The 20,957-nt window shown below is 61.9% G+C and carries 23 protein-coding genes; 8 read left to right on the forward strand and 15 right to left on the reverse strand.

The window, feature by feature from the left end; translation table 11 throughout:
- Positions 1–37: 37 nt before the first annotated feature.
- Positions 38–952 (forward strand): LysR family transcriptional regulator, encoded by a 915-nt coding sequence (locus CPI83_RS19375; RefSeq protein WP_069145843.1) that lies wholly within the window; start codon positions 38–40, stop codon positions 950–952.
- Between the two features lie 25 nt (positions 953–977).
- Here CPI83_RS19375 and CPI83_RS19380 read toward each other — a convergent pair whose 3' ends face one another.
- Positions 978–1,562 carry a TetR/AcrR family transcriptional regulator gene (locus tag CPI83_RS19380; RefSeq protein WP_020969094.1) on the reverse strand — a complete coding sequence of 195 codons (585 nt, stop codon included), beginning with the start codon at positions 1,560–1,562 and terminating at the stop codon, positions 978–980.
- 77 nt (positions 1,563–1,639) lie between these two features.
- Between CPI83_RS19380 and CPI83_RS19385 the strand changes: the two genes are divergently transcribed.
- Positions 1,640–2,254 (forward strand): NAD(P)H-dependent oxidoreductase, encoded by a 615-nt coding sequence (locus CPI83_RS19385; RefSeq protein ID WP_097387588.1) that lies wholly within the window; start codon positions 1,640–1,642, stop codon positions 2,252–2,254.
- A gap of 14 nt (positions 2,255–2,268) precedes the next feature.
- Here CPI83_RS19385 and CPI83_RS19390 read toward each other — a convergent pair whose 3' ends face one another.
- The 4 genes from CPI83_RS19390 to CPI83_RS19405 form a co-directional block, all read right to left on the reverse strand.
- A complete protein-coding gene (locus CPI83_RS19390; RefSeq protein ID WP_021332472.1) occupies positions 2,269–2,850 on the reverse strand; it encodes a GNAT family N-acetyltransferase in 582 nt (193 codons plus the stop codon).
- A 184-nt stretch (positions 2,851–3,034) separates the two neighbouring features.
- Positions 3,035–3,925 (reverse strand): sucrase ferredoxin, encoded by an 891-nt coding sequence (locus CPI83_RS19395; protein ID WP_097388216.1) that lies wholly within the window; start codon positions 3,923–3,925, stop codon positions 3,035–3,037.
- A 42-nt stretch (positions 3,926–3,967) separates the two neighbouring features.
- Positions 3,968–4,540, reverse strand: a complete 573-nt coding sequence (locus CPI83_RS19400; RefSeq protein WP_070796130.1) for a YdeI/OmpD-associated family protein — start codon at positions 4,538–4,540, stop codon at positions 3,968–3,970.
- A 9-nt stretch (positions 4,541–4,549) separates the two neighbouring features.
- Entirely contained in the window at positions 4,550–5,053 is a 504-nt protein-coding gene (locus tag CPI83_RS19405; protein WP_097387589.1) for a hypothetical protein, read from the reverse strand.
- Positions 5,054–5,180: 127 nt separating this feature from the next.
- Between CPI83_RS19405 and CPI83_RS19410 the strand changes: the two genes are divergently transcribed.
- A complete protein-coding gene (locus CPI83_RS19410; RefSeq protein ID WP_097387590.1) occupies positions 5,181–6,014 on the forward strand; it encodes an alpha/beta fold hydrolase in 834 nt (277 codons plus the stop codon).
- On the opposite strand, the gene CPI83_RS19415 is transcribed toward CPI83_RS19410, so the two are convergent.
- On the reverse strand, positions 6,011–6,967 hold the full coding sequence (locus tag CPI83_RS19415; RefSeq protein ID WP_024487375.1) for a GlxA family transcriptional regulator: 957 nt from the start codon (positions 6,965–6,967) through the stop codon (positions 6,011–6,013). The genes CPI83_RS19410 and CPI83_RS19415 overlap by 4 nt on opposite strands.
- A gap of 126 nt (positions 6,968–7,093) precedes the next feature.
- Between CPI83_RS19415 and CPI83_RS19420 the strand changes: the two genes are divergently transcribed.
- Positions 7,094–7,732: an HD domain-containing protein gene (locus tag CPI83_RS19420; RefSeq protein ID WP_019747615.1), complete on the forward strand. Its 639-nt coding sequence runs from the start codon at positions 7,094–7,096 to the stop codon at positions 7,730–7,732.
- Between the two features lie 9 nt (positions 7,733–7,741).
- On the opposite strand, the gene CPI83_RS19425 is transcribed toward CPI83_RS19420, so the two are convergent.
- The 7 genes from CPI83_RS19425 to CPI83_RS19455 all read right to left on the reverse strand — a co-directional run bounded on the left by CPI83_RS19425 (position 7,742) and on the right by CPI83_RS19455 (position 15,100).
- Positions 7,742–8,698: a R2-like ligand-binding oxidase gene (locus CPI83_RS19425; protein WP_019747614.1), complete on the reverse strand. Its 957-nt coding sequence runs from the start codon at positions 8,696–8,698 to the stop codon at positions 7,742–7,744.
- 87 nt (positions 8,699–8,785) lie between these two features.
- The gene (locus tag CPI83_RS19430) at positions 8,786–10,423 is read right to left on the reverse strand and encodes a sulfatase-like hydrolase/transferase (protein ID WP_019747613.1); all 1,638 of its coding nucleotides are present in this window, start codon (positions 10,421–10,423) and stop codon (positions 8,786–8,788) included.
- Between the two features lie 45 nt (positions 10,424–10,468).
- Positions 10,469–10,810, reverse strand: coding sequence for a DUF6292 family protein (locus tag CPI83_RS19435; protein WP_020906953.1), 342 nt, complete (start codon positions 10,808–10,810; stop codon positions 10,469–10,471).
- 67 nt (positions 10,811–10,877) lie between these two features.
- Positions 10,878–11,633: an alpha/beta hydrolase gene (locus CPI83_RS19440; protein WP_020906952.1), complete on the reverse strand. Its 756-nt coding sequence runs from the start codon at positions 11,631–11,633 to the stop codon at positions 10,878–10,880.
- Positions 11,620–12,465 (reverse strand): alpha/beta hydrolase, encoded by an 846-nt coding sequence (locus CPI83_RS19445; protein ID WP_097387591.1) that lies wholly within the window; start codon positions 12,463–12,465, stop codon positions 11,620–11,622. The genes CPI83_RS19440 and CPI83_RS19445 overlap by 14 nt, the downstream gene beginning before the upstream one ends.
- A gap of 164 nt (positions 12,466–12,629) precedes the next feature.
- Positions 12,630–14,183: a DNA polymerase Y family protein gene (locus CPI83_RS19450; protein ID WP_029254945.1), complete on the reverse strand. Its 1,554-nt coding sequence runs from the start codon at positions 14,181–14,183 to the stop codon at positions 12,630–12,632.
- Complete coding sequence (locus CPI83_RS19455) at positions 14,180–15,100, reverse strand: hypothetical protein (protein WP_021343602.1); 921 nt, start codon at positions 15,098–15,100, stop codon at positions 14,180–14,182. The genes CPI83_RS19450 and CPI83_RS19455 overlap by 4 nt, the downstream gene beginning before the upstream one ends.
- Before the next feature lie 227 nt (positions 15,101–15,327).
- Here CPI83_RS19455 and CPI83_RS19460 point away from each other — a divergent pair, with 227 nt between their 5' ends.
- Positions 15,328–16,527: a serine/threonine-protein kinase gene (locus tag CPI83_RS19460; protein ID WP_020906948.1), complete on the forward strand. Its 1,200-nt coding sequence runs from the start codon at positions 15,328–15,330 to the stop codon at positions 16,525–16,527.
- A 27-nt stretch (positions 16,528–16,554) separates the two neighbouring features.
- Here CPI83_RS19460 and CPI83_RS19465 read toward each other — a convergent pair whose 3' ends face one another.
- Both CPI83_RS19465 and CPI83_RS19470 read right to left on the reverse strand, forming a co-directional pair.
- A complete protein-coding gene (locus tag CPI83_RS19465) occupies positions 16,555–17,946 on the reverse strand; it encodes an FAD-binding oxidoreductase (RefSeq protein ID WP_029537867.1) in 1,392 nt (463 codons plus the stop codon).
- Positions 17,943–18,779: a class I SAM-dependent methyltransferase gene (locus CPI83_RS19470; protein ID WP_097387592.1), complete on the reverse strand. Its 837-nt coding sequence runs from the start codon at positions 18,777–18,779 to the stop codon at positions 17,943–17,945. Before CPI83_RS19470 ends, CPI83_RS19465 begins: the two co-directional genes overlap by 4 nt.
- A 151-nt stretch (positions 18,780–18,930) precedes the next feature.
- On the opposite strand from CPI83_RS19470, the gene CPI83_RS19475 reads away from it, so the two are divergent.
- The 3 genes from CPI83_RS19475 to CPI83_RS19485 all read left to right on the forward strand — a co-directional run bounded on the left by CPI83_RS19475 (position 18,931) and on the right by CPI83_RS19485 (position 20,947).
- Positions 18,931–19,608, forward strand: a complete 678-nt coding sequence (locus CPI83_RS19475) for a helix-turn-helix domain-containing protein (RefSeq protein ID WP_019747604.1) — start codon at positions 18,931–18,933, stop codon at positions 19,606–19,608.
- Between the two features lie 110 nt (positions 19,609–19,718).
- On the forward strand, positions 19,719–20,303 hold the full coding sequence (locus tag CPI83_RS19480; protein ID WP_097387593.1) for a M15 family metallopeptidase: 585 nt from the start codon (positions 19,719–19,721) through the stop codon (positions 20,301–20,303).
- Between the two features lie 2 nt (positions 20,304–20,305).
- Entirely contained in the window at positions 20,306–20,947 is a 642-nt protein-coding gene (locus CPI83_RS19485; protein WP_019747602.1) for a phosphatase PAP2 family protein, read from the forward strand.
- Positions 20,948–20,957: the final 10 nt, after the last annotated feature.

The raw sequence follows: 20,957 nt of genomic DNA on the forward strand, positions 1-20,957 counted from the left end.
TTTCGTCGAAAGCATCGAAATCCTCTATGATTTTAACATGCTCGATCTAATTAGGCTGAGGGTCTTGGTCGCTGTCGCGCAGGAAGGATCGGTGACAGCCGCCGCCGATTCTCTCGGTTACGCGCAGCCCTCCATCAGCCACCACCTTCGACAGCTCGAATCGGAAGTCGGAGTTCCGCTGTTCCAGCGAGCCGGTCGTGGGCTACGTCTGACGGATGCCGGTGCGGTACTGGTTCGGCGCGCCACGGAAATTCTCGGTCACGTCGACGCTGCCGTAGCCGAAGTCGAAACGTACGCGGGACTGAGGGCGGGGCGGGTACGACTTGCCGCATTCCCGTCAGCCCTGGCGAGTTTGATTCCGCAGGCGATGGCAGCGTTCACGTCCCAGTACCCCGACGTGTCCATCAGCCTCGTTGATGCAGAACCACCCAAAGCACTTGCAATGCTTCGTAACAACGACGTCGACGTAGCTGTCGTTTTCGCACACGCGGATACCCCGGATGTGGGGCTGAAGCACGTCACCCTAACGACGTTGCTGGACGATCCGTTGTACCTGATCACCTCTGCGCGGAATGCAGATGCCGCCAACGAGATCACGGACTACGCCGGTGAGACCTGGATTGCAGGCTGTCCGAGCTGCCGCGCCCACCTTCTCACCGCCTGCAATCGAGCTGGGTTCGTTCCACGGATCGAGTTCGAGACCGACGACTACGTCGCGGTCCAAGCGCTGGTCGCCTCCGGAAGCGGAGTCAGCACCCTTCCCGCCCTCGCTCTCCATGCACATCAGAACCCGGGTATCCGCGCACACCGCATTCGCGGCGAGCGACGCACTGTCTCCGTCGCAACCTTCGGGAAACCTCCGCTCGCTCCTGCCATTGACGCGTTCGTCAGCACCCTCGCAGCGATATCCGACTCCGTGCGTGAGCGGTTCGAACTGGATGGGCACCTGTAGGCGATGAGATCACGGCTGCACCGCACTACCCAGTCAGCGATGGCCTGCCGACAACCGCGACGATCAGCGCGGCAAGTTCACCTTTGGCGTCCTCGGGCGAGAGCACTCCGACTACCGCCGCGTGCGAGAGGGCCTCTGCAGCACCGAATATCGCAGTCATCGATGATTGTCCAAGCCCGTCGGCGCTGAAAGGAGCCAGCACCTCGCGACAACGCTCTGAATAGGCGCGTTCCGACTCGCGCTTGACCTGCTCCAGCTCGGGCGAGCCCTCCAGCGCTGCAAGCACTCCCGTCAGTTCACGCCCCTGTGCCAGTGAACACCCGACATAGGAGTCGGCGATGGCATTCGCCCGCCCGTTCACAGACTCCTCCGCAGCTTCGAGGTATTCCCCGAGCATCACCGTCTGACGATCGTCGAATTCCTTGAAGAGGGCCGCCAACAGCGCAGCGCGGGAGGCGAAATGGCTGTAGACGACCGGCTTTGCAACGCCGGCACGTTCAGCCAACCGGCCGAGGGTCAGCGCATCCGCGCCCTCCTCTCGCACCAGTGCCCACGACACCTCCACGAGTTGTTCGTACCTGTCGGCTCGCGACAGTCTCGTTCGTGCCATCGGACACCTCCTTGCGCTATATACCAATAGTAACCTACTCTTAGTACATAAGCGCACCATCTACCGAAGGAACGCTCATGACCACACTCGTCGTAGTCTCCCACTCCGATCCACAGTCACTTACCCAGCATGTCGCCCGTTCTACCGCCGACGCGATCCGCGACCTGGGTGGCGATGTCGACATCGCGGACCTACATGCCGAGAATTTCGATCCCCGATTCTCCAAAGCCGATGTGAACCTGTTCCGCGGCAAGGGGACTCCCCCGGCCGACGTTGTAGCCGAGCAGGACCGAATCGATCGAGCAGACGATCTGATTCTCGTGTTTCCGATGTACTGGTGGTCGATGCCCGCACTACTCAAAGGTTGGATCGATCGAGTCTTCGTCAGCGGATGGGCGTACGAGATCACCCCGGGAAGCGAATTCGTGAAGAAACTGGACCGACTCACGGTCCACCTGATCCCGGTCGCGGGTGACGACGCGGAGAGTTTCGAACGCCACGGTGTGTACGAGGCCTTCCAGACACAGATCGAGCGCGGCATCATCGAATACTGCGGTGCCACACTGGGATCGACAACATTCGTTCACGAGTCGGACACGAAGCGCCGCGATACCCTCGCCGCAGAAATCCAAGACCTCAGCGAAAGCATCGCTGCCCGTGTCGCCTACCCTGCGACCGTGGCTTCCCGTTGACGGTCGGACATCGGTCAACTGACGCTTGACCGGCCCGTGACTGCCCAGTAGCGAAGCGTATCCCCCGTGTGACCGAGGTTGCGCGACAACTGATCAGCTGGGCGCACGCTGTCGAGTAGACCACCACACCCTTCGATTGCCTTACGTGAACCCGCGTTCGTTTCGTCGCAGGTAATCAGGACGCGACTGAGCCCCACCGGGTCGCCTGCATACGTGAGCACCTCCCGCAGAGCAGCCGACGCTAAACCTTTCCGGCGTTCCGACGGCCTGACCCCATAGCCGATGTGACCACCGACATCGGCCAAGAACTCATTCAAGCTGTGCCGCAACTGGATAGCGCCGAGATACCTGCCGTCTCGAACGATCCACCAGTTGGTTGCCGGGACAATGTCGGGCCCCGGCACTGCCTCTGGCTGCGCCAACAACTCCTGCACCCACTGCCCGAATCCATCCCGGGAGGCAAGATCGAGATCTAGACGTTGCGCAACTCCCAATGCCGAACCGGGCTGGTCCACCTGCGGTCCGCCCCACTCGTCACGCGACTCCAACCAGGACGCCCACAAGGCCTCGTCAGGTGCAACCAGATCGACAGTCATAGCTGCGATGCTACTTCGCACCTGCAACGGTGCCGCTATTCCCCCGAACCGCCGCTGCCTAAGTCCCGAATCCGCTTGTCACGCCAGCAGACTGTGGATCTGATGGAGTCCGTATCCTCTGCGCCACCTGCCGGCCCATGTGATCGCATTCATCGAGACTGATCGTATGGAACCGACGAGGGAATCACAGTTCTCGAATCGACGTGACGACAACTGGCCTGACCGGTTTGGGCGCCGCGCCGCAACTCGGTGGACGCGGCGCGAGTTCGGAGACCGCCGTCTCGACCATCCACCGCCGTCCGTCCACCTGTGCGACGACGCATGTCCCGTCACTGGCCTGCTCGATGACAGCCAAATCGTCGATTCCGCAGCTGATTTGTTGTCGTACGGCAATTTCCGAAGCCTGCCCCGCAGGAGACCAGCAACTCCGTCCACGCAGGCCTGGCAAATGGACCTGATCTCGGGAAGCCACCTCCACGGCCGTGACACTCTCACCAGCGGACAGACGGCCGTACGTATTGCCGCTCGGCAGCAGGATCATCGACGGCGCAAATCGGTGCCCGCCAGTATGCGAACACTCCCACACCTGGGGTCCGAAGGACGACATCAGCGCTGCGGCAATCGGCCTGCCGAACACAGCGCAGCATTGGTCACGCTTACCGTGCGCACAAACCAAGACGACTGGCTCGTCCACCGAGTCGCCCAATCCTGGTGGAGGGCCGTCGAGTAGCGCGAAATCGATGTCGAGCAGATCAGCCGGTGAATCGATGCGCAACCGTTCGCACCACGAGTCGCTCGGATCGGAGCGCGCGAGCAAGACCGTGTGCCCATCAGTCAGCGGATCGGTGCGGCCTGGTCGCCGAATGAACATGATTCGTACGTCGGCAGCATCAGCTCGCCGACTCAGCTCGGCGGCAAGCTCCTCCCCCAAGGCCGTACCGTCCAGCACGTCACGGCCCCAAGCGGCATTGAATTCGAGGCATACCCAACCCCGCACGACGGCAGCGCTGCCTGCCAACGGTTCGTCAACAGCAGACAGCGCGGAACAGGTCTCGGCTTCGATCACGAGCCCTATTGTGTCAGCCACGTTGAAAGTCGATCAGCCATCCCAGTCAGCTCAGTAGAACTTCTTGCCCTCCGCGAGTTGGTTCACGAACTTCTCGATCCGCCTGGCGCGTGTCTCCGGACGCTTTGCCTCCTGCAGTCGGTACGCGATGGTGAATCGATTCGTGGAATTGAGCGTCGCGTAGAACTCGCGAGCCTTCGGGTTTTCCGCAAGCGCATCGAGAAAGTCCTTCGGGACCTCGGCCTTGGCTGCTCCCTCGTACGCGCGATCCCAGCGACCGTCGGCCTTGGCCTTCTCTATCTCAGCGATGCCGGATGGCTCGAGAAGTCCCGCAGCGTCAAGGCGGGCGACTATCTCGACGTTGCGTTTGGACCACGGACTCCGCGCAGTGCGACGCGAAAACTTCTGCACGAAAAAATCGTCGTCGATTCGCCGGGAGAGGCTGTCGATCCAGCCGAAGCACAGGGCAACGTCCAACGCTTGGTCGTAGTCGATCGAACTGTGTGACGAGGTCTTCTTGGCCATTTTCAGCCAAAGCCCGGGGACCGCCTCGTGGTTCTCGCACAGCCATCGACGGAACTCTTCTCCGTCAGCGAAGTATTCGGTACCGAGTTCGACTGCCATCAGTGCTCCTCATTTTCGCGATACCCATACTCTGACAAAACCCTGCGACAAATATCCGAAAGTTCCGAGTGCGAGTACCCATTTGGCAATACTGACCGTCGAGGCGGCGCGAACCCTCGAGTCGGTGATGCTGTCGCGATGATCGAGGAAATGGAGGCCGATCACGTTCTCGACATAATCGCCCGCCGCCGACAGCACCGGCGCTACGGCAAGCGCGCGCCGAGTTGCGACCGAAAGGGGAACCCGCTCTCCGAGCCGCTTGCCTGCGGACCGCAAAGCCATCGCGTAGATCGCGGGATGTACGAAGTCCGGGTAGTAGTGACTACGAAATCGCGCCCTGGCCTCCGCTTCCATGGAGTCCAAGATCTCGAGGTACCGACGAGCGGAAAACGCCGTCTGCACTTCCAATACTTTAGGAGCCACCGGCCCGAGTAAACGCGCAATGTTTGCTTGTGAGACAACAAAAGCGGTGGTCCACAGTGCCATCGTGTTCGCAGAGCCGGTTAGTGCCATGCCACGATCGTGCCATCTTCGAACAACAGAACGGGATGACCCGACGGAAAAGCTCAACAAAATATGCGTGAGGTTGTAAAAAGCGGGCATCCCGTATCGATCATCGGTCCGATAGCGGGGAGCGCGCATGTCGCCCAAGTCCAACCCGACTGTTCTGTTCATCCACGGACTCTGGATGCACCCGACCACGTGGGATCCCTGGGCGCAGGTTTTCAACGCGCAGGGGTACGCCACGATGGCACCCGGATGGCCAGGGGATGCGTCCACGGTGGGTGAGACGCGCGAACACCCGGAGGACATCGCGGGACACGGCATCGACGACGTGACGGACCACTACGCCAAGGTGATCGCTGATCTCGACGAACCACCGATCGTGGTCGGGCATTCGTTCGGAGGTTTGATCGCGCAGAAACTGCTGGGCCAGAAGTTGGCGACCGCGGCAATTGCCATCGACCCCGCTCAGCCCAAAGGTGTGTTGAAACTTCCTCTCGTTCAGCTTGGAAGCGTGTTCCCTGTCCTGTCCAACCCCGGCAACTACCGGAAGGCCTACTCACACAACAGAAAATCGTTCCACAAGTCCTTCGCCAGCGCCGTGTCCCAGGACGAGTCCGACGCCCTGTTCGAGCAGTATGCAATTCCCGCCCCCGGACGGCCGTTGTTCGAGGCAGCACTCGCCAACTTCGCGCCCCACAGCCCCGCTGCAGTGGATTTCAACGCCCGCCGCGGCCCCCTCCTGATGATCGGCGGCGGTAAGGATCGCACAGTACCGAAGGCCAGTTCGGACAGCTCGTTCAAGAAGTACGCCAAGGCCCCGACGATCAACGAATACAAGGTATTCGGCGACCGAGGTCACTCGCTGACCATCGACCACGGTTGGCGTGAGATCGCCGATTACAGCCTTGCCTGGCTCGACAAGCAGGGCATGAGCCCGCCACAAGGCAAGCACGAAAGTCAGTCCTAGCCGAACGCTTGAAACCGACGACGGTACACCTGGGGCGAGATTCCGAGATGAGTCGAAAATGCTCGTCGTAGGGATTCCGAACTGCCGAATCCCGCCAACTGCGCGGCTTCGGTCACCGAGTGGCCGGCATCGAGGAGCGCCTTCGCAGAGTCGAAACGGATCAACTCGACGTATTTGGCCGGCGTCGTCCCTAATTCTTCGCGAAAGAGCCTCGTCAGATGACGCGGGCTCAGGTGCGCCAGGGCAGCCAGTTGCTCGACCGAATACTCCCCCGCCGGATCGGCCGCGACGGCGTCGACCACTTCTCGGAGCGCAGGGACCCGAGGCCGCGGCCCACTGAGCGAGGGCGAAAACTGTGACTGTCCGCCTGGACGCTGGAGAAATACCACCAGAAGTTGTGCGACGCGTCGAGCCATTTCTGCACCATGATCACGCTCGAGCAATGCGAGCGCGAGGTCGATGCCGGCGGTCACACCCGCAGACGAGAACACCGCGCCATCCTGAATGAAGATGGCGTCAGGAACCACCGTGATCTGTGGATAGGCGCGCGCCAGCGTTGCCGTGTGTTGCCAATGTGTCGTAGCGCGGCGTCCGTCGAGCAATCCACTCGCCGCAAGAATGAATGTCCCGGTACAGATCGAGGCAACCCGGCCCGAACGCCCCGCCAGATCGCTCGCTGCCTCGCGCAGTTCCGGACTCACCGGCGTCGACGGGAACACGTCTCCACCCATGACCAGCAATGTGTCGAAAGAACCGGAATCTACAACGTCACGGTCGACCGGAATACGCATCCCGGTCGACGAGTCGACATCGTGTCCACCTACCGAGCAGATCACCAACTCGTAGTTCGCCCCGCCGCGATTGGCTTCCGCGAACACCTCACTCGGACCTGCGACGTCGAGCAGTTTGACGCCGTCGAACACCAGGACGGCAACTCGATGCACTGCGGTCACGATGCGCTCTCCTTCGTCCTGATCTGTGGACAGTATGGCCGAGATCAGGGTGCGCCCGCGGGCGTGCTCGACCGACACTGGGATAGACCGAGAAATTCGCAGCAACGACGAGCAGAGCAGGTACCGATGACCACGATCATTGCCGGTGTGAAAATCCCCGATTCGAAGATGGCTGCCGACGCCACCGAGCTGGTACGAGATACGGCGTCCGAGTTACTGTTTCACCACTCGCGACGTGTCTTCCTCTTCGGATCGCTTCAAGGAGCGCGTCTGGGTCTGCAGGCCGACCCCGAATTGCTCTACGTCGGCGCCATGTTCCACGACCTGGGGCTCACCGCGAAATTCCGGGACAGTACGTCACGTTTCGAATTGGACAGCGCCGACGAAGCGCGGCGATTCCTCACCGGCTACGGAGTCGACGAAACCGACATCCGCACAGTGTGGGAAGGCATCGCTCTGCACACGACGCCCGAGATCCCCTCCCGATTGGAACCCGAAATCGCCTTGGTGACAGCGGGTGTGGAGACCGATGTACTCGGAATCGGATACAGCGAACTCGACCAGGCCGACATTGACGCCGTCACCGCCGCTCACCCGCGCCCGGATTTCAAGAATCAGATCTTGAAGGCTTTCACCGAAGGCTTCAAGCACCGTCCCGAAAGTACATTCGGGACGGTCAACGCTGACGTACTCGAACATTTTGTGCCGGGATTTCGGCACATCGATTTTGTCGAGGTCATCCAGAACTCGGCTTGGCCCCAATAGAATTCGCTGTCATTTGGCCGCCTCACTCATCGCAGCGGCATCTTCCGCCCCGAACTTTTCCTCGAGGGTCTCCGGCGAATAGTCGAGGTCGATCTCGGCGACGTCGCGCCCGCGCGCGGACTCGATCGCCGAAAGTCGGCGCTGCGCACGGTCTGCGGCGTACTCGAGGAACTCCTGATTGTCCAAACCGAACGGCTGCACCTCGAATTGATCGTTGACCCAGTTGATCATTCCGAGTGCCATGGGCATGAGTTCACCCATCCGCTGCTGGACGACGTCCCAGTTGTGATCGTCGGCAGCTACGTGCCTTCGGCAGGTGAACGTCCCCCAAGCCATGTGCCGTCGCTCGTCGTCACCGATCTTTCGCACCAATTGCTGCATGCCAGGCAGGATTCCGCGCGTCGCACAGACTTTCTGCCAGGCGTAGTAGCCCGTCAACGCCAAACTGCCCTCGATGACGTGGTTGTACGTGACGCTGGCACGCACCTGGTTGACCGGACTCGGATCCGTCTCGAGAATGCGTAGCGACGAAGGCAACTCCTCGTAGAACAGTTGCCGGTAGTACGGATTGTCAGCGACGTAGGAATGCAGATCGCTGGTCAATCCCACTTCGTCCATCCACAGCCGAAAGACCTGGGTGTGCTTGGCTTCCTCGAAACAGAACTGCGTCAAGTACATCTCGTCGCCGAATCGCCCCTCGGTCGACATCGCTTTCATGAACGGTTGAATGTCTTCGGTGACGGCTTCTTCACCGGCAATGAACTGCGCGCACAGGAAGGTGGCGCTGCGCTGCTGCTCGCTGGTCAGCTCCTGCCAGTCACGAGCGTCCTGGGAAAAATCGAGGTCGGTTGGGTTCCAGAATTTGGCATTTCCCTTGGTGAACAATCGGAGTGGGAACGAATCCCAGTTCAACCCTCCCGACCGAAGAGTACTGAAACCTTCTCGCCCCGGCGAGGTGACAGTCATGACATTCCTTCTTCCCGAACCGAAGACAGATGCCCCATCAGCATGCCCGCAGAACTGAAACGTGAATCAGTTTTGGCGAAATTCGATCTATTCCTTCAGAGAAACGCCCTTGGTCTCCATCACTGCGAAGAGCTTGGCGTTCATCTGAGCCGCCAGATCCGGCCGATACGAGCCGATATTGAGCGGATTGGCTAGATTGTTCAGTTCCAAGGGGTCGGCTTGTAAGTCGTAGAGTTCGTATTGCGGCGCAGCAACTCCCGCAGGATCGAAGTACATCGTGTACTTCCACCGGCTCTCCCGGATGCAGCGGATGTGATTGGGCTGCGTGACGATGTTCTGACCGTCGGGCGTCGCACAATTCTGATCGTCGTAGGTGAACAGAATCGTGTCCTGAACCTGCGCGCTGGGACCGTGGGGGTAGGCGGCAGCGTCGATGATGACCGGTGTCAGATCGGTACCCGAGAAGTTCCACGATTCACGCGCTGGCGCTTGGGCGAGAGTGGCGAGAGTGGGCATCACGTCGATCAACGACGCCAAGGCGTCTGTGCGAACGGGTTCGGGAAACAGCAGGGGGTTGCTGATGACCAGTGGAACGCGCAGCGTTTCCTCGTAGGCGTTGAACACCTTCTGCCGCAAACCTCCGTGGCTCATCCCCATCTCTCCGTGATCGGACATCCGTACGATCACGGTGTCGTCGAGCATCTGCGGGGTGGCTTCGATCGCGTCGAGCACGCTGCCGATGTGTTCGTCGACCACCTTGTGCATGTAGGCGTAGAAGTTGATGTAGTTGCGTGCCTGATCAGGCCCGAGCAGCGGCCCGAGCCCGGCTGCGAGTAGCAATTCCGACTGAACCTGCGCTGTCGGTTTGTGATTGAGTGCCAGGATCTCGTCGAAAGTGGGCGGCAAGTCGATCCCCTGCTCGAAGGCGCCTGGCGCGTCCGATCCATAGTTGTCGCACGTTCCGTTCATCGCATTCCAGGTCTGGGGGTACGCGAGGACGTCGTGTGGGTTCACGAACGAGACGATGAGCGCCCAAGGCTGCCCGGATGCGACCGCAGATCCGGAGAGGAAATCGACTGCCTCCTCGGCAACACGGCGATCATGGTCGGCGCACCCGCCACCGAAGTGGTCCGGATTGGTGTCCTGACCCGCGTCGGGGGGAATCCACCCTTCGAAGCCGAATCCCGCTACATCGTCACTTGTCGGATCACCACCCTCGACGCCTTTGCTCAGATGCCACTTCCCCCGGTACTGAACGTTGTAGCCGGCCGACGCCAGCAGCTTTGCCATGTTCTGCTCGGAGACTTGTAACTGTGGCTCGGTGGGTGAGACAGTGCCGCCTTCGGTGAGGGTTCTGGTGACCCCGTGCTGCGCGGGAAAGAGGCCGGTGAAGAACGTACTACGACTGGGCGAGCACATCGCGGTATTGCACACTGCCTGGTCGAACGTCAGCCCGTGATCGGCAATCCTCTTGCGGTTGGGCAGATTCTGATCAGCCCAGCCCTGCGGCCAATACATCGGCCGGCGCTCCTGATCGGTGATGATGACAACGATGTTGGGTTTCTGCGGAAACCGATCGGCGGGCGATGCTTTCGCCGGCGCCGCGCTCGCCGCGCCGGTTGCCACGTCTGCCACTCCGGCGAGGACAAGAGCACCGACGCCACCGAGGAACGTCCGGCGCGGCAATGAATGACAGTGCGATGCAGGAACGTTCTCTGGGTTCACGGGCGTCGTCCTCTCGGAGGCGTTGTGGCCCCAGAGTTGACCGAATCAGTGTTCGCTACACATGCGCGAGCAAACTGCCTCGGCGCTGATCAGTTCGATGACTCGATCCGCGCAGCGCAGCGGATCCGGTGTCCGGCCGATACCGAGAGGGTCGACAATCGAAATCGTCCTTCGCACGTCAGCCTCCTCGACACCCCACGACCAACCGAAGTCGTGATTCCAGAGCAGAACCGCATTCTTCCCCGGATGGTTTCGGGCATGAACTGGCAGAACGATCACCGCATCCATACTCGGTCCCTGCGGCCATCGGACGGTCTCACCGTGAACGGATCGTGCTACCGCGTCGACGTATTCGTGTGCGGACCAGTCGTTGCCGTTGGTATGCATGGAAGTACATTCGGTGCCGCACGCGTAGCGGATGGGTTCTTGCCGGAACTGATCGAGTATTGCGCTTTCAGGAAATGAACGGCAACACAACGGATTCGAATTGGCGATGGCCGTCGCGATGGACACTGTGGCCGGTACGGAACGAGACCAATTCGCAGCGCGCGACGGTGGCTGCAACAGCGTCGAGGCGATCGGGATCCACCATCCCGCCCAGACCTCCACGCAGGAACAACATGTCAGCTTCGATGAGCGGCAACCGATCCCACCACTGCGGATCCGGTCGGCGGAACTGCTCGAGCGCGGACCGCGTCATCGAGCGATCGAACGTGAGCGCAGCTCGCGGGTGCCGCACCAGACTTGTTGTTGCATGCCACAGTTCTGGCACACTCGGCAATTTCCTCGCGAATACCTGTTCTGCGTCACCTGTGCGTAGCGGCAACGGCGCTTCCTCGATGACCAACTTCCGCACCACGGTGGGTCGTTTCTGCGCGATCAACGACGCCGCGTGCCCGCCGAGCGAATGGCCGACGAGATCCACCTGATCGAGTTCGAGATGATCACACACGTCCATGACGTCGTCGGCGAACTCGTCGAACAGATACGACGACGCCCGAGCGCTCCGGCCGTGGCCGCGAAGATCGACCGAGACAACTCGCCGGTTGCGTGATCGCAAGGTCCGCGCGAACTTGTCCCAGGTACCGCTGTCGCCACCCATTCCGTGCACGAGGACTACCGGAGGCAGATCGGCAACACTGGGATGCGAGCCGGAATCGCGGTAGCTGATCTGGACCCCGCCGGCACTTCGTACGTTAGCGACACTCACGAGTTCCCAGGATAGACCTGTCCTCGTGGATTGCTGAAGCTGTCAGCCGAGGCGGCAACTGCCCTGGCCGCGTGACCTCGTCGTAGCGACCGAGCCCGATCCTCGCGATGTTGCGCAGCGACTCGCTTGCATCGGCGAAGTATCCACAATGCCCTCGAATGGCACCGGTGTCGAAAACAACAGCTCCGTGCTGCGCCCGAACTGGAGACGGGCCGTGCCCGAGGCGACCGATCTTCACGCGTGGGAAATACCGAATCCAGTCCGACGGCCCCAGCGCGGCCCAGAGATTTCCGGCAAAGCACAGGTCCTCGCGAGAACTGGTCCCCATCCCCGGGCTACCGAGCACCACACAATCGTCTACTCGCGCCGACGGGAGGGCGAGTCCGCACACCACGGCCCCGTAGCTGTGTCCGACGAGCGTCACATGCGCCGAATGCGGCAGGATGCGTGTCAATCGCGCCAGATCGATCGCACCGCGTTCTGCGAGTGTCCGCGAGAACGACTCGAGAAATCCCCACGGCGTCCGATAGCCGACCCACACGATCACCGCGACGTGGTCGTTCCGTCCGAGCGTTCGGAGCATTCTTCCCAGTGTCCATCCGCTCGCTCGTGGTCCTGTCGGACGGTTCTCGTCGAAGTAGTTTCCCAATCCGTTGTCGTTGCCCGGCACGAAGATGACGATGTGCTCGGCTGTGGCGACATCGCCGAACACCTCCACGATCCGGCCTTCGCCAGACTCGTCGTACGCCAGAAGTTGTGCGTCGTGCAGCTCCGTCTGCTCGTAGTGAAGTCGATCGGTTCCGGAAACTTCAGGTCGACCCGCCGTTGCCATGACACTCCTCGTAAAGAGTTGCAACGGTGAGAATCATTGCAACGGTTACTTTTTGAATGTCATCAACGCTAGGAGCCGAGCGACGGCATGACGATGGTGCCAACGCCCCTACTGTTCGTACAGTCGACTCGACCAGGCGGGTACAGCTGGCTATACCTGCGAGCTCATTCGTACACACCCTCCACCGACCATCCACCGCCTTCACAGATCATCAGCAGCGCACGCGATTCCTCCAACAGAACCTGAGCCCGCGCCGCCGTGCGTGCCGAGGCAGCGTCCCACCATCGCTCGTCAACCGGCCAGGGCCCGGCCCACCCCTGCACTGCCCATTCCTTGCTCCCCCACTTCAGCCTTCCCGGCTGCGAACTGAAGACACCGCGCTCAGTGACGTACACGGCGTTGCCGGCCACATCCCCCAGCCACACCTTGGGATTGTCGACGAAGATCGACCCCGGAGACGGCTGTGGCAGACGGCCCGGCCACGGGGCTGTCGGATCATGGGTAGCTACCCGCTCGTCACCCAAGGGCAACAAGGTAATTCGCTCCAAGGGCCCTCGACCTCCGCTCAGGACACCGACCTGAACCGATTCGCCACCCAGAAGACCCTGCACGCGCACCAATGCTCGCCTGGCTCGCTCCTCCTCGTCGCCGACACCGCCCCACAGCCCCAACTGCAAAGCGCCGGCACTGACCACCTCCACCGGTTCCAGACGCAACACGGCTATGCCTGCGGTTGGCCGGGTCTCACTGCGCCCGGTGAGCCAGCCATCCAGTTGCCATCGCACTCGATCGGCCGTCCCCTCCGGCGTCAGAGGTTCGGCGCAACGCCAAGTCCGAGAAAGATTTTCACCGTTACCCGTGCTGGCCGAAATCGACAGACGGGTGCACGCCACCGCGGCAGCAGACAACTTGTCGTGCAGGAGACTCGCCAAGGCGCGCCCGGCAAACGCTGCGGCATCCACCCGCTCGATCGACGGATCGTAATGCTGCTCCACCTCCAGGTCCGGCGGAAGTGTCCGCGCCGACGGTGGCCGTTCGGGTTCACCGCGCGCCGCACGATGCGCGAGCACCGCATCGGCACCGAAACGCGAAGCGACGTCCACTGCCGGCAGATCCGCAAAAGCACCGATGGTTCTGATCCCGAGCCTGCGCAGCAGATCCACCAACTCCCCGCGATGCGGTGCAGACAGGCTGGGCTCGGCAGCCAACTCCGGCATGGGTAGCGGCGCCAGAAACCGTGCTCCCTCCCCCGGCGGCACCAGCGCTGCCCGGCGCGCGGCAATGACCGCCGTGGACAGCTGATCTGCCACCCCCACCTGACTCTCGACACCCGCAGCAGATGCCTGATCCACCAATCGTTCCGCCGCAGCTTCCTCAGAACCGAAGTACCGACTGACACCACGCGCGCTGAGCACCAACAAACCAGGACGGAGTACCTCGACGCCCGGTGCCACCGCGTCGATGGCCGCGGCCACCGGCTCGAACAATCTTGCATCGCGTTCCGGATCTGCCATCGCCACATACAGTTCCGGGCAGCGAGCCTGCGACTCGCGTCGGCGCAGGCCTCGTCGCACTCCCTCCGCACGAGCCGTCGCCGAACATGCGATCACCCGATTACCCGAGGTGACCGCGACGGGATGTGTGGCCGGAAGATCGGCAAGCGCTGCCGCTGCCACCGCCGGCCAGTCCGGGCACCACAACGCCAGAACTCTGCTCACAGTGACACCACCTGCGACGACACCACCTGCTCCGGCATCACCTGCTCCGACACCACCTGCGACGACACATCCTCAACCGGCCGAGAAGGTACCCACTCGACCCGCCCGGCTGCACTGCAGATGTCCAGACGCGTGGTCCGGGGCTGGAACGAGCGCCCCCGAGCACGAACCGCGAGGCTCAGGGAACTGAGCCGTCCACGCCCCAACTCCCGACCCTGACCGAACCCACCATAGCCATGAACCCGAGCGTCCAACCGAACCTCGGCTCCGTCCCAGTGACCTTCGGTGACAACAAGAGTCGAGCCCTTGCTCCGAGCACGTGCGACCACCGCCCGAGCACGCGACGGGGATACCGACGCACCCGCCAATCCCAGAATCACCAGATCCATACCGTCGAGCAGCACGGCGGCGATCTCGACCGGATCCGGCCCAGGCGCCGGAATGAGTGCCAGACGTTCCAGTTGCGCACCCATCTCGTACGCCGCCAGCAATCCCAGTCGAGGCTGCCCGATGACTGCAACATGCCCTCCGGACGCCGTCACCGACGCGACCAATCCCAAAAGCAAGGACGCTGCACCCTCGACGGACACCACGGTTCCCCGCACCAAACCGCCCTGCGGTAACAATGCGGCGATACCCTCCGGCACCGGGAGGACACCGGCTTTGTGCGCACGGTCCACGACCGGCCTGTCCCGGTCGGCAACACTCTCGGAGGCCGCTGCACTTGTCCCGGAAACACCAGCCACAGGAACACCGGCCACAGAAACACCGGGCCCGGAAACACTCGGTCCCGAAAACGACGTATCGCCTCGCGAGGGAATGGACGCGATCTGTCGGCGGAGCTGTGCCAGCCGATCCTGACGGGACAACCCCGCCGCATCTGCCGACAGCTCTACCAACTCGGTCACCTCGGTCATCCCCATCCTCCGGAACACCGGAAAAACTCACTCGGCAGCAATCCATAACCAGCCGGCAAACCGCGGGGAAGTCGGGTCTGACATGCATCCAACGAACAGCAATTTCGAACATATTTTCGAACTGTTTTCAGTAAACCGTGTCACCCCCGACACGTCAAGCAGAGCCAAAAACCCAGTTCACAGGAGCCTCGAGCGTCACAGTGGCATCAATCCATTAACCTTGAGATGTGACAGCTCAAGAGCAGACCGGGAGGGGCATCGGGCCCGAATACCTGCTGGCGGGGCGGTACCGACTCCGCTCCAAGATCGGCGACGGAGGGATGGGCGCCGTCTGGCTGGCCCGCGACACCCTCCTCAGCCGCGATGTCGCGGTGAAACAGGTCACAAGTACGGAAGGCCTCGACACCGAAACGGCCGAAGAGGTCCGCGAACGTACATTGCGCGAGGGCAGGAACGCCGCAAAGCTCACCCATCCCCACTCCATCGCCATGTACGACGTCGCGATCGAGTCCGGCGAACCCTGGCTGGTCATGGAGTACTTCCCGGCCCGCAGCCTCGCCCAGGCCATGAACCTGGCGGACACGTTGCCACCACTCGAAGTCGCGCAGATCGGCGCACAGATCGCTGCGGCACTCACCGAAGCGCACGCCGCCGGCATCGTCCACCGCGACATCAAACCCGGCAACATCCTGATCGCCGACCGAGGCAAGTCCCTCGGCACCGTCAAGATCAGCGACTTCGGCATCGCCCGCGCAAAGAGCGACGTGTCCGACACCCAGGACGAGGTCATCACCGGCACTCCCGCGTACTTCGCACCCGAAGTTGCCCGCGGCGACGACCCCACCGAGGCCAGCGACGTCTTCTCACTCGGGTCGACGCTCTACACGGTGATCGAGGGCCAACCGCCCTTCGGCATCGACTCGGACGCCATCGCCCTACTGCATCGTGTCGCCAAGGCCGAGATCTACCGACCCACCAAGTCTGGACCGCTCACCGATGTTCTCCTTCAGCTCCTCGAGCCGGACCCGACCCGTCGGCCGACGATGGCTCAGGCACGCGACGCGCTCGCCGCAGCCGCGACCGGCGGCGGCACGATCGATCAGTTGATCGACGCTCCCGTCTACTCGTCCGAAGGCGCCGTGCCGGCGTGGGCTCACCGCACCACACAACTCGCCGACCCACACCGCCGCAATCGCCTGACCGGCTCCACGGTCACCGGACTTCCTGCAGTGCAACAGAACACGCCACTGCGAAACGTTCCCAGTCCGATGGACATGTTCTCCTGGCCGCCGCGGATGCCGACCGGACCCGCCGATGCCAGCACCCGCGACAAGGTAGTCGCGTGGGCTCCCCTCGCCATGACCGGCATGGTCGCCGTCATCGTCTTGGCCGCACTGATCGTCGTCATCCTGGTGTTCACCGCCTGACTGGTGTTCACGGTCTGAGCACAAGCTTCACGCAGGCAGAATGTTTGCATTGAGGTGAAACACGTTGTCCGGGTCGTACTTCGCCTTGACTGCGGACAACCGCGCGTACTTCCCCGCGCCGTAGGAAGCTCGCACTCGGTCCTCGTCGACGTCGGTCATGAAGTTGACGTACCCGCCTTGGTTGGACGAGAACGGACGCAAGGCTTCCCAGGTCTCACGCACCCACGATCGATCCAATTCCAGCGTCCCGGCATCGGTGGCCGTCGCCGTCATATTGCACACGTAATGCGGTGTGCGAGAACCACCGAACGCTGTGTCGTCCTCGCCGACGGAAGTGAAAGCTCCCTGCAGCGGAAAGATCGGCATGAAGGACATCGGCGACGATTTCTTGCCCGCTTGTTCGGTCAGAACATCGATCACGTCGTCGGAGAAATCCACCAGGTCCAAAGCCTTCTCATAGGCGTACGCACCCCACGGTTCCGATTCGTCGAGCATCGACTGCAAGCCGACGTACGGGATCGGAGTGACGAACTCGAAAAGCGTCGGCAAGCCCTCTCGAATCGGCGCAATCGCGTTCGAGTGTTCTACTTCCGATCCGAAACCGGCTACCAGCAACGCGTATCCGGGCAGTAGGTGAAATTGATCCGGGACAAACGGCGCCGGCGGCGCGGACAAACTGACGGCAACCATCGCACCCGCATTTCTCGGCAGGGCAGGCACTACCTCGCGGCACAGACGAAGCGCTGCGGGTCCGTCCTCCATCCCCCAGAAGAACAGTCCCAGATGCACTTCCGGACCGATCTCGCTCAGACGGTACTCGAACTCGGTGACCACTCCGAAATTTCCGCCGCCACCGCGCAGTGCCCAGAACAAGTCGCTGTGATCGTTCTCGGAGGCTCGAACGATCGAACCGTCGGCGAGCACCACCTCTGCCGACACCAGATTGTCGATCGCCAGGCCGAGCGTGCGGGTCAACCACCCCATGCCACCACCGAGTGTCAGGCCACCGACGCCGGTATCACTGATCACTCCGCCGGTCACCGCCAACCCGTGTTCCTGCGTCGCCTTGTCGAGGTCGGCGATCGTCGCACCACCACCGACCCTGGCTCGCTTCGCTGACGGGGCGACGCTGACTACGTTGATCGCACTGAGATCGATCATCACTCCGCCTTCACACACCGATGTGCCTCGGTAGGAATGCCCGCCACCTCTGACCGAAACCTCCAACGAATGGGCTCTGGCAAATGCAAGTGCCACAGCCACATCCGACGCCGACCGGCACCTGGCGATCACCGCCGGACGATGATCGATCTGCCCGTTCCAGATCGATCTGGCGTCGTCGTACTCCGGATCTCGGGGGCCGAACACAGAACCTGTGATCGCCGATTTCAGTGGCGCGAACTCGACCGTCGTCATCACGCACCTCCCCTATCGGGTGTCACGGTGACCAGCAGGTACTCCCACTCCATCGTGAACGGTTCGCTTCCGCTGCCGTACCTTTCCGCCAACTCGAGCAGAGCGCGGTCCAGCGCCTGCGTTCGGTCGGGATCTCCGGCGATGTTCCGGTACACCGCGATGGTCGGCCCGTAATTCTTCTTGAAGAAATCACGGAACTCTTCCGGCCCGCTGAATGTGTCCACACGAAGTACGTCTTTCCTCGTGGCAACATCGCCGAGCAGATCACGAACATGGTTCTCATCGCCCCACAAAGGCGCCGGCTGCGAACCAGGAGGCGGCGGCGGTGCGTACGGCTTCATCGTTTTGAACATCTCGCCGATGAATCCCGTCGGAGTCCAACTCAGCACTCCGATCATTCCGCCGGGTCGGCATACTCGCACAAGTTCGTCCGCGGCGCGCTGATGATGCGGTGCGAACATCACACCGACGCACGAGAGCACCACGTCGAACTCGTTGTCGCCGAAAGGAAGAGCCTCGGCATCGGCCTCCTGCCAGTCCAATTCGACTCCGGCGAGGGAAGCGGCCTCCTTACCCGCTACGAACAATTCGGGAGCCAGGTCAGTGGCAATCACCTGCGCACCCAGCGCGGCCGCCGGAATGGCGGCATTGCCGGACCCCGCCGCGACGTCCAGCACGCGGTCACCCTTCTGCACACCGCACTCGCCGACCAGTACCGGCCCGAGTTCCGCAATGACCTGCGTGGCCACCGCCGGATAGTTACCGAGACCCCACATGGCCCGATGCTTGGCCTTCAGCTCACGATCCAGCCCGAGCGTTTCCGTCGATTCACTCATTACCGTTCTCCTTCAATATTTTTGGTACTCGGAGCCCAACAACCTCGGAGCCCGACAACATTCATGCCGTTACTTCGACGCTACGACGACGGTTCACTCCGCTCCAGTACGAAATCTGTACCGGAGCACTCCAGAGGCCTACGATCGAATGATGGGGTCCTCGTACCACCAGTTCTGCCCCGTCGCCAAGGCGATGGAGCTACTCGACGAGCGGTGGACGCTGCTTCTCCTCCGCGAACTGATGATGGGAAGCGACCATTTCAACGATCTCCGACGCGGACTTCCGCGAATGTCACCGACTCTGCTCTCCACGCGGCTGCACCAACTCGCGATCGCAGGCATAGTGGAGCGAGAAGAAACCGACTGCGTCGTCAGTTACCGATTGACCGACGCGGGCCGAGAACTGCGCCCTGTGGTCGAAGCTCTCGGAATCTGGGGTACCAGGTGGATCGGCGAGCTGGGCGATGAAGACCTGGATCCGAAACTGCTGCTGTGGGACATGCATCGACGCGTGGATCACTCCGTGGTTCCCGACGGAAAGACCGTGGTGCACTTCGTTTTCTCCGGAGTGCGTGAACATTCGCGAAACTGGTGGCTCGTCATCAATTCCGGGGAGGTGGACATGTGCGATATCGATCCGGGTTTCGACGTTGCGGTGTCGGTCTCTGCGGGCTTGCGACCGATGACCGAGATCTGGCGCGGTAACCTGACCTGGTCGGACGCCATACGGTCAGGTGACGTCACCATTTCGGGGCCTACGGCGTTGCGTCGTAGCTTGCCTTCGTGGTTCGAACTGTCGACTTTCGCATCGATCCCGCGCCCCGCGTAAAGCGCGCTCACCAGCCCCGTTCCGTCCTGTTACAGAGCTGTTTCAGACCGTGACACCGTCGACGAACGGCGACCACCTGACGGTGACACTGACCGAGCAGTCTCTGTTGTATGCCCAGCCACCGCGGAATAATCCGCCTCGCCGCACTCGGTGCAGTCGTACTCGGTGCGCTCACGCTCAGCGCATGCTCGTACACAGAAGAAGCAAAGCCCAAGAGTGGTAATTACCTTGCCACTCAGCCTGATACAGGACCTGCAGGCGGCGAGATCGAGGACGGCATCAGCGTGCAGGATACCCATGTACCTGCACTCGCCCGTCTCGATTCCGCACTGCTCGCGGCGCTGCAGTCGGCAGCGGCCGACGCACAGGCCTCCGGAGTGAACATGCACGTCACCTCGGGTTGGCGGTCCGCCGCATACCAACAGCGACTGTTCGACGAAGCCGTCGTCAAGTACGGCAGCATGAACGAAGCGTCCAAATGGGTGCACTCCCCGAGTCTGTCGAAGCATGTCAGCGGACAAGCCGTCGACATCGGACCGACCGATGCCGACGACTGGCTCATCCAGCACGGCAATGATTACGGCCTCTGTCAGACCTATGCCAACGAGATGTGGCATTTCGAATTGGCAACCACTCCCGGCGGGGAATGCCCGCCCCAACTGAGCAACCCTTCGGACGAGAGAGCGGAAGGCTGATCATGACTCGAGTCAAACCCGCGAGACTGATTGCCGCACTGGCACTCCTGATCCTCGGAGTCGTCGAATTCGAACTGGCAGTCAACACGACTGGTGGTCAGATCGTCGACCAACAACTCATGGTGGGCGCGGCCACCTCCGAAGGACTCAGTGTGTTCTCCACCGAGTTCATCGGCCTCGTCACTCCGATACTGATAGTGGGAGGAGTGCTCGTGGCACTCATGATCACATTGCGCAACAACCCGATTGCGCTGGCCCTACGCGTCGTCGTCGTGACCCTCGGTCCCATCACGACGGCCTGGGTTCTCAAACAATCGTTGGATCGACCGGACCTGAACGGCCTGGTGATGCACAATTCCTTCCCCAGCGGCACGCTGACGGCCATCGCTGCTCTGGTCTGCGCGATCGTGCTCGTCACACCCTCGAGGTGGCGGGCAGTCGTTGCAGTCAACGGCGCGCTGATCACCATCGGGACCGCGATCTCGGTAGTCGTGTTGCAATGGCACCGGCCGAGTGACGTGATCGGTGCGCTACTGCTCGTCGGCTGCTACACCCTCGCCGTGTCGGCATTTCCGTTGAACACCAGCGTCGCACGGCACGCAGTACTGGCGGACTCAGGCAACGAACGGCTCTCGAAAGTGTGACCCCTGTACC

This window comes from Rhodococcus sp. H-CA8f (genome assembly GCF_002501585.1).
GTDB lineage: Bacteria > Actinomycetota > Actinomycetes > Mycobacteriales > Mycobacteriaceae > Rhodococcus_F > Rhodococcus_F erythropolis.

Bases quoted from the DNA above. Each gene is read 5' to 3' on its own strand.
- CPI83_RS19410 (WP_097387590.1), top strand. From the start codon at position 5,181: ATGTCGCCCAAGTCCAACCCGACTGTTCTGTTCATCCACGGACTCTGG.
- CPI83_RS19405 (WP_097387589.1), bottom strand. From the start codon at position 5,053: ATGGCACTAACCGGCTCTGCGAACACGATGGCACTGTGGACCACCGCT.
- CPI83_RS19420 (WP_019747615.1), top strand. From the start codon at position 7,094: ATGACCACGATCATTGCCGGTGTGAAAATCCCCGATTCGAAGATGGCT.
- CPI83_RS19435 (WP_020906953.1), bottom strand. From the start codon at position 10,810: ATGCATACCAACGGCAACGACTGGTCCGCACACGAATACGTCGACGCG.
- CPI83_RS19375 (WP_069145843.1), top strand. From the start codon at position 38: ATGCTCGATCTAATTAGGCTGAGGGTCTTGGTCGCTGTCGCGCAGGAA.
- CPI83_RS19400 (WP_070796130.1), bottom strand. From the start codon at position 4,540: ATGGCAGTCGAACTCGGTACCGAATACTTCGCTGACGGAGAAGAGTTC.
- CPI83_RS19455 (WP_021343602.1), bottom strand. From the start codon at position 15,100: ATGACCGAGGTGACCGAGTTGGTAGAGCTGTCGGCAGATGCGGCGGGG.
- CPI83_RS19425 (WP_019747614.1), bottom strand. From the start codon at position 8,698: ATGACTGTCACCTCGCCGGGGCGAGAAGGTTTCAGTACTCTTCGGTCG.
- CPI83_RS19380 (WP_020969094.1), bottom strand. From the start codon at position 1,562: ATGGCACGAACGAGACTGTCGCGAGCCGACAGGTACGAACAACTCGTG.
- CPI83_RS19390 (WP_021332472.1), bottom strand. From the start codon at position 2,850: ATGACTGTCGATCTGGTTGCACCTGACGAGGCCTTGTGGGCGTCCTGG.
- CPI83_RS19485 (WP_019747602.1), top strand. From the start codon at position 20,306: ATGACTCGAGTCAAACCCGCGAGACTGATTGCCGCACTGGCACTCCTG.
- CPI83_RS19385 (WP_097387588.1), top strand. From the start codon at position 1,640: ATGACCACACTCGTCGTAGTCTCCCACTCCGATCCACAGTCACTTACC.
- CPI83_RS19480 (WP_097387593.1), top strand. From the start codon at position 19,719: ATGCCCAGCCACCGCGGAATAATCCGCCTCGCCGCACTCGGTGCAGTC.
- CPI83_RS19470 (WP_097387592.1), bottom strand. From the start codon at position 18,779: ATGAGTGAATCGACGGAAACGCTCGGGCTGGATCGTGAGCTGAAGGCC.
- CPI83_RS19445 (WP_097387591.1), bottom strand. From the start codon at position 12,465: ATGGCAACGGCGGGTCGACCTGAAGTTTCCGGAACCGATCGACTTCAC.
- CPI83_RS19475 (WP_019747604.1), top strand. From the start codon at position 18,931: ATGGGGTCCTCGTACCACCAGTTCTGCCCCGTCGCCAAGGCGATGGAG.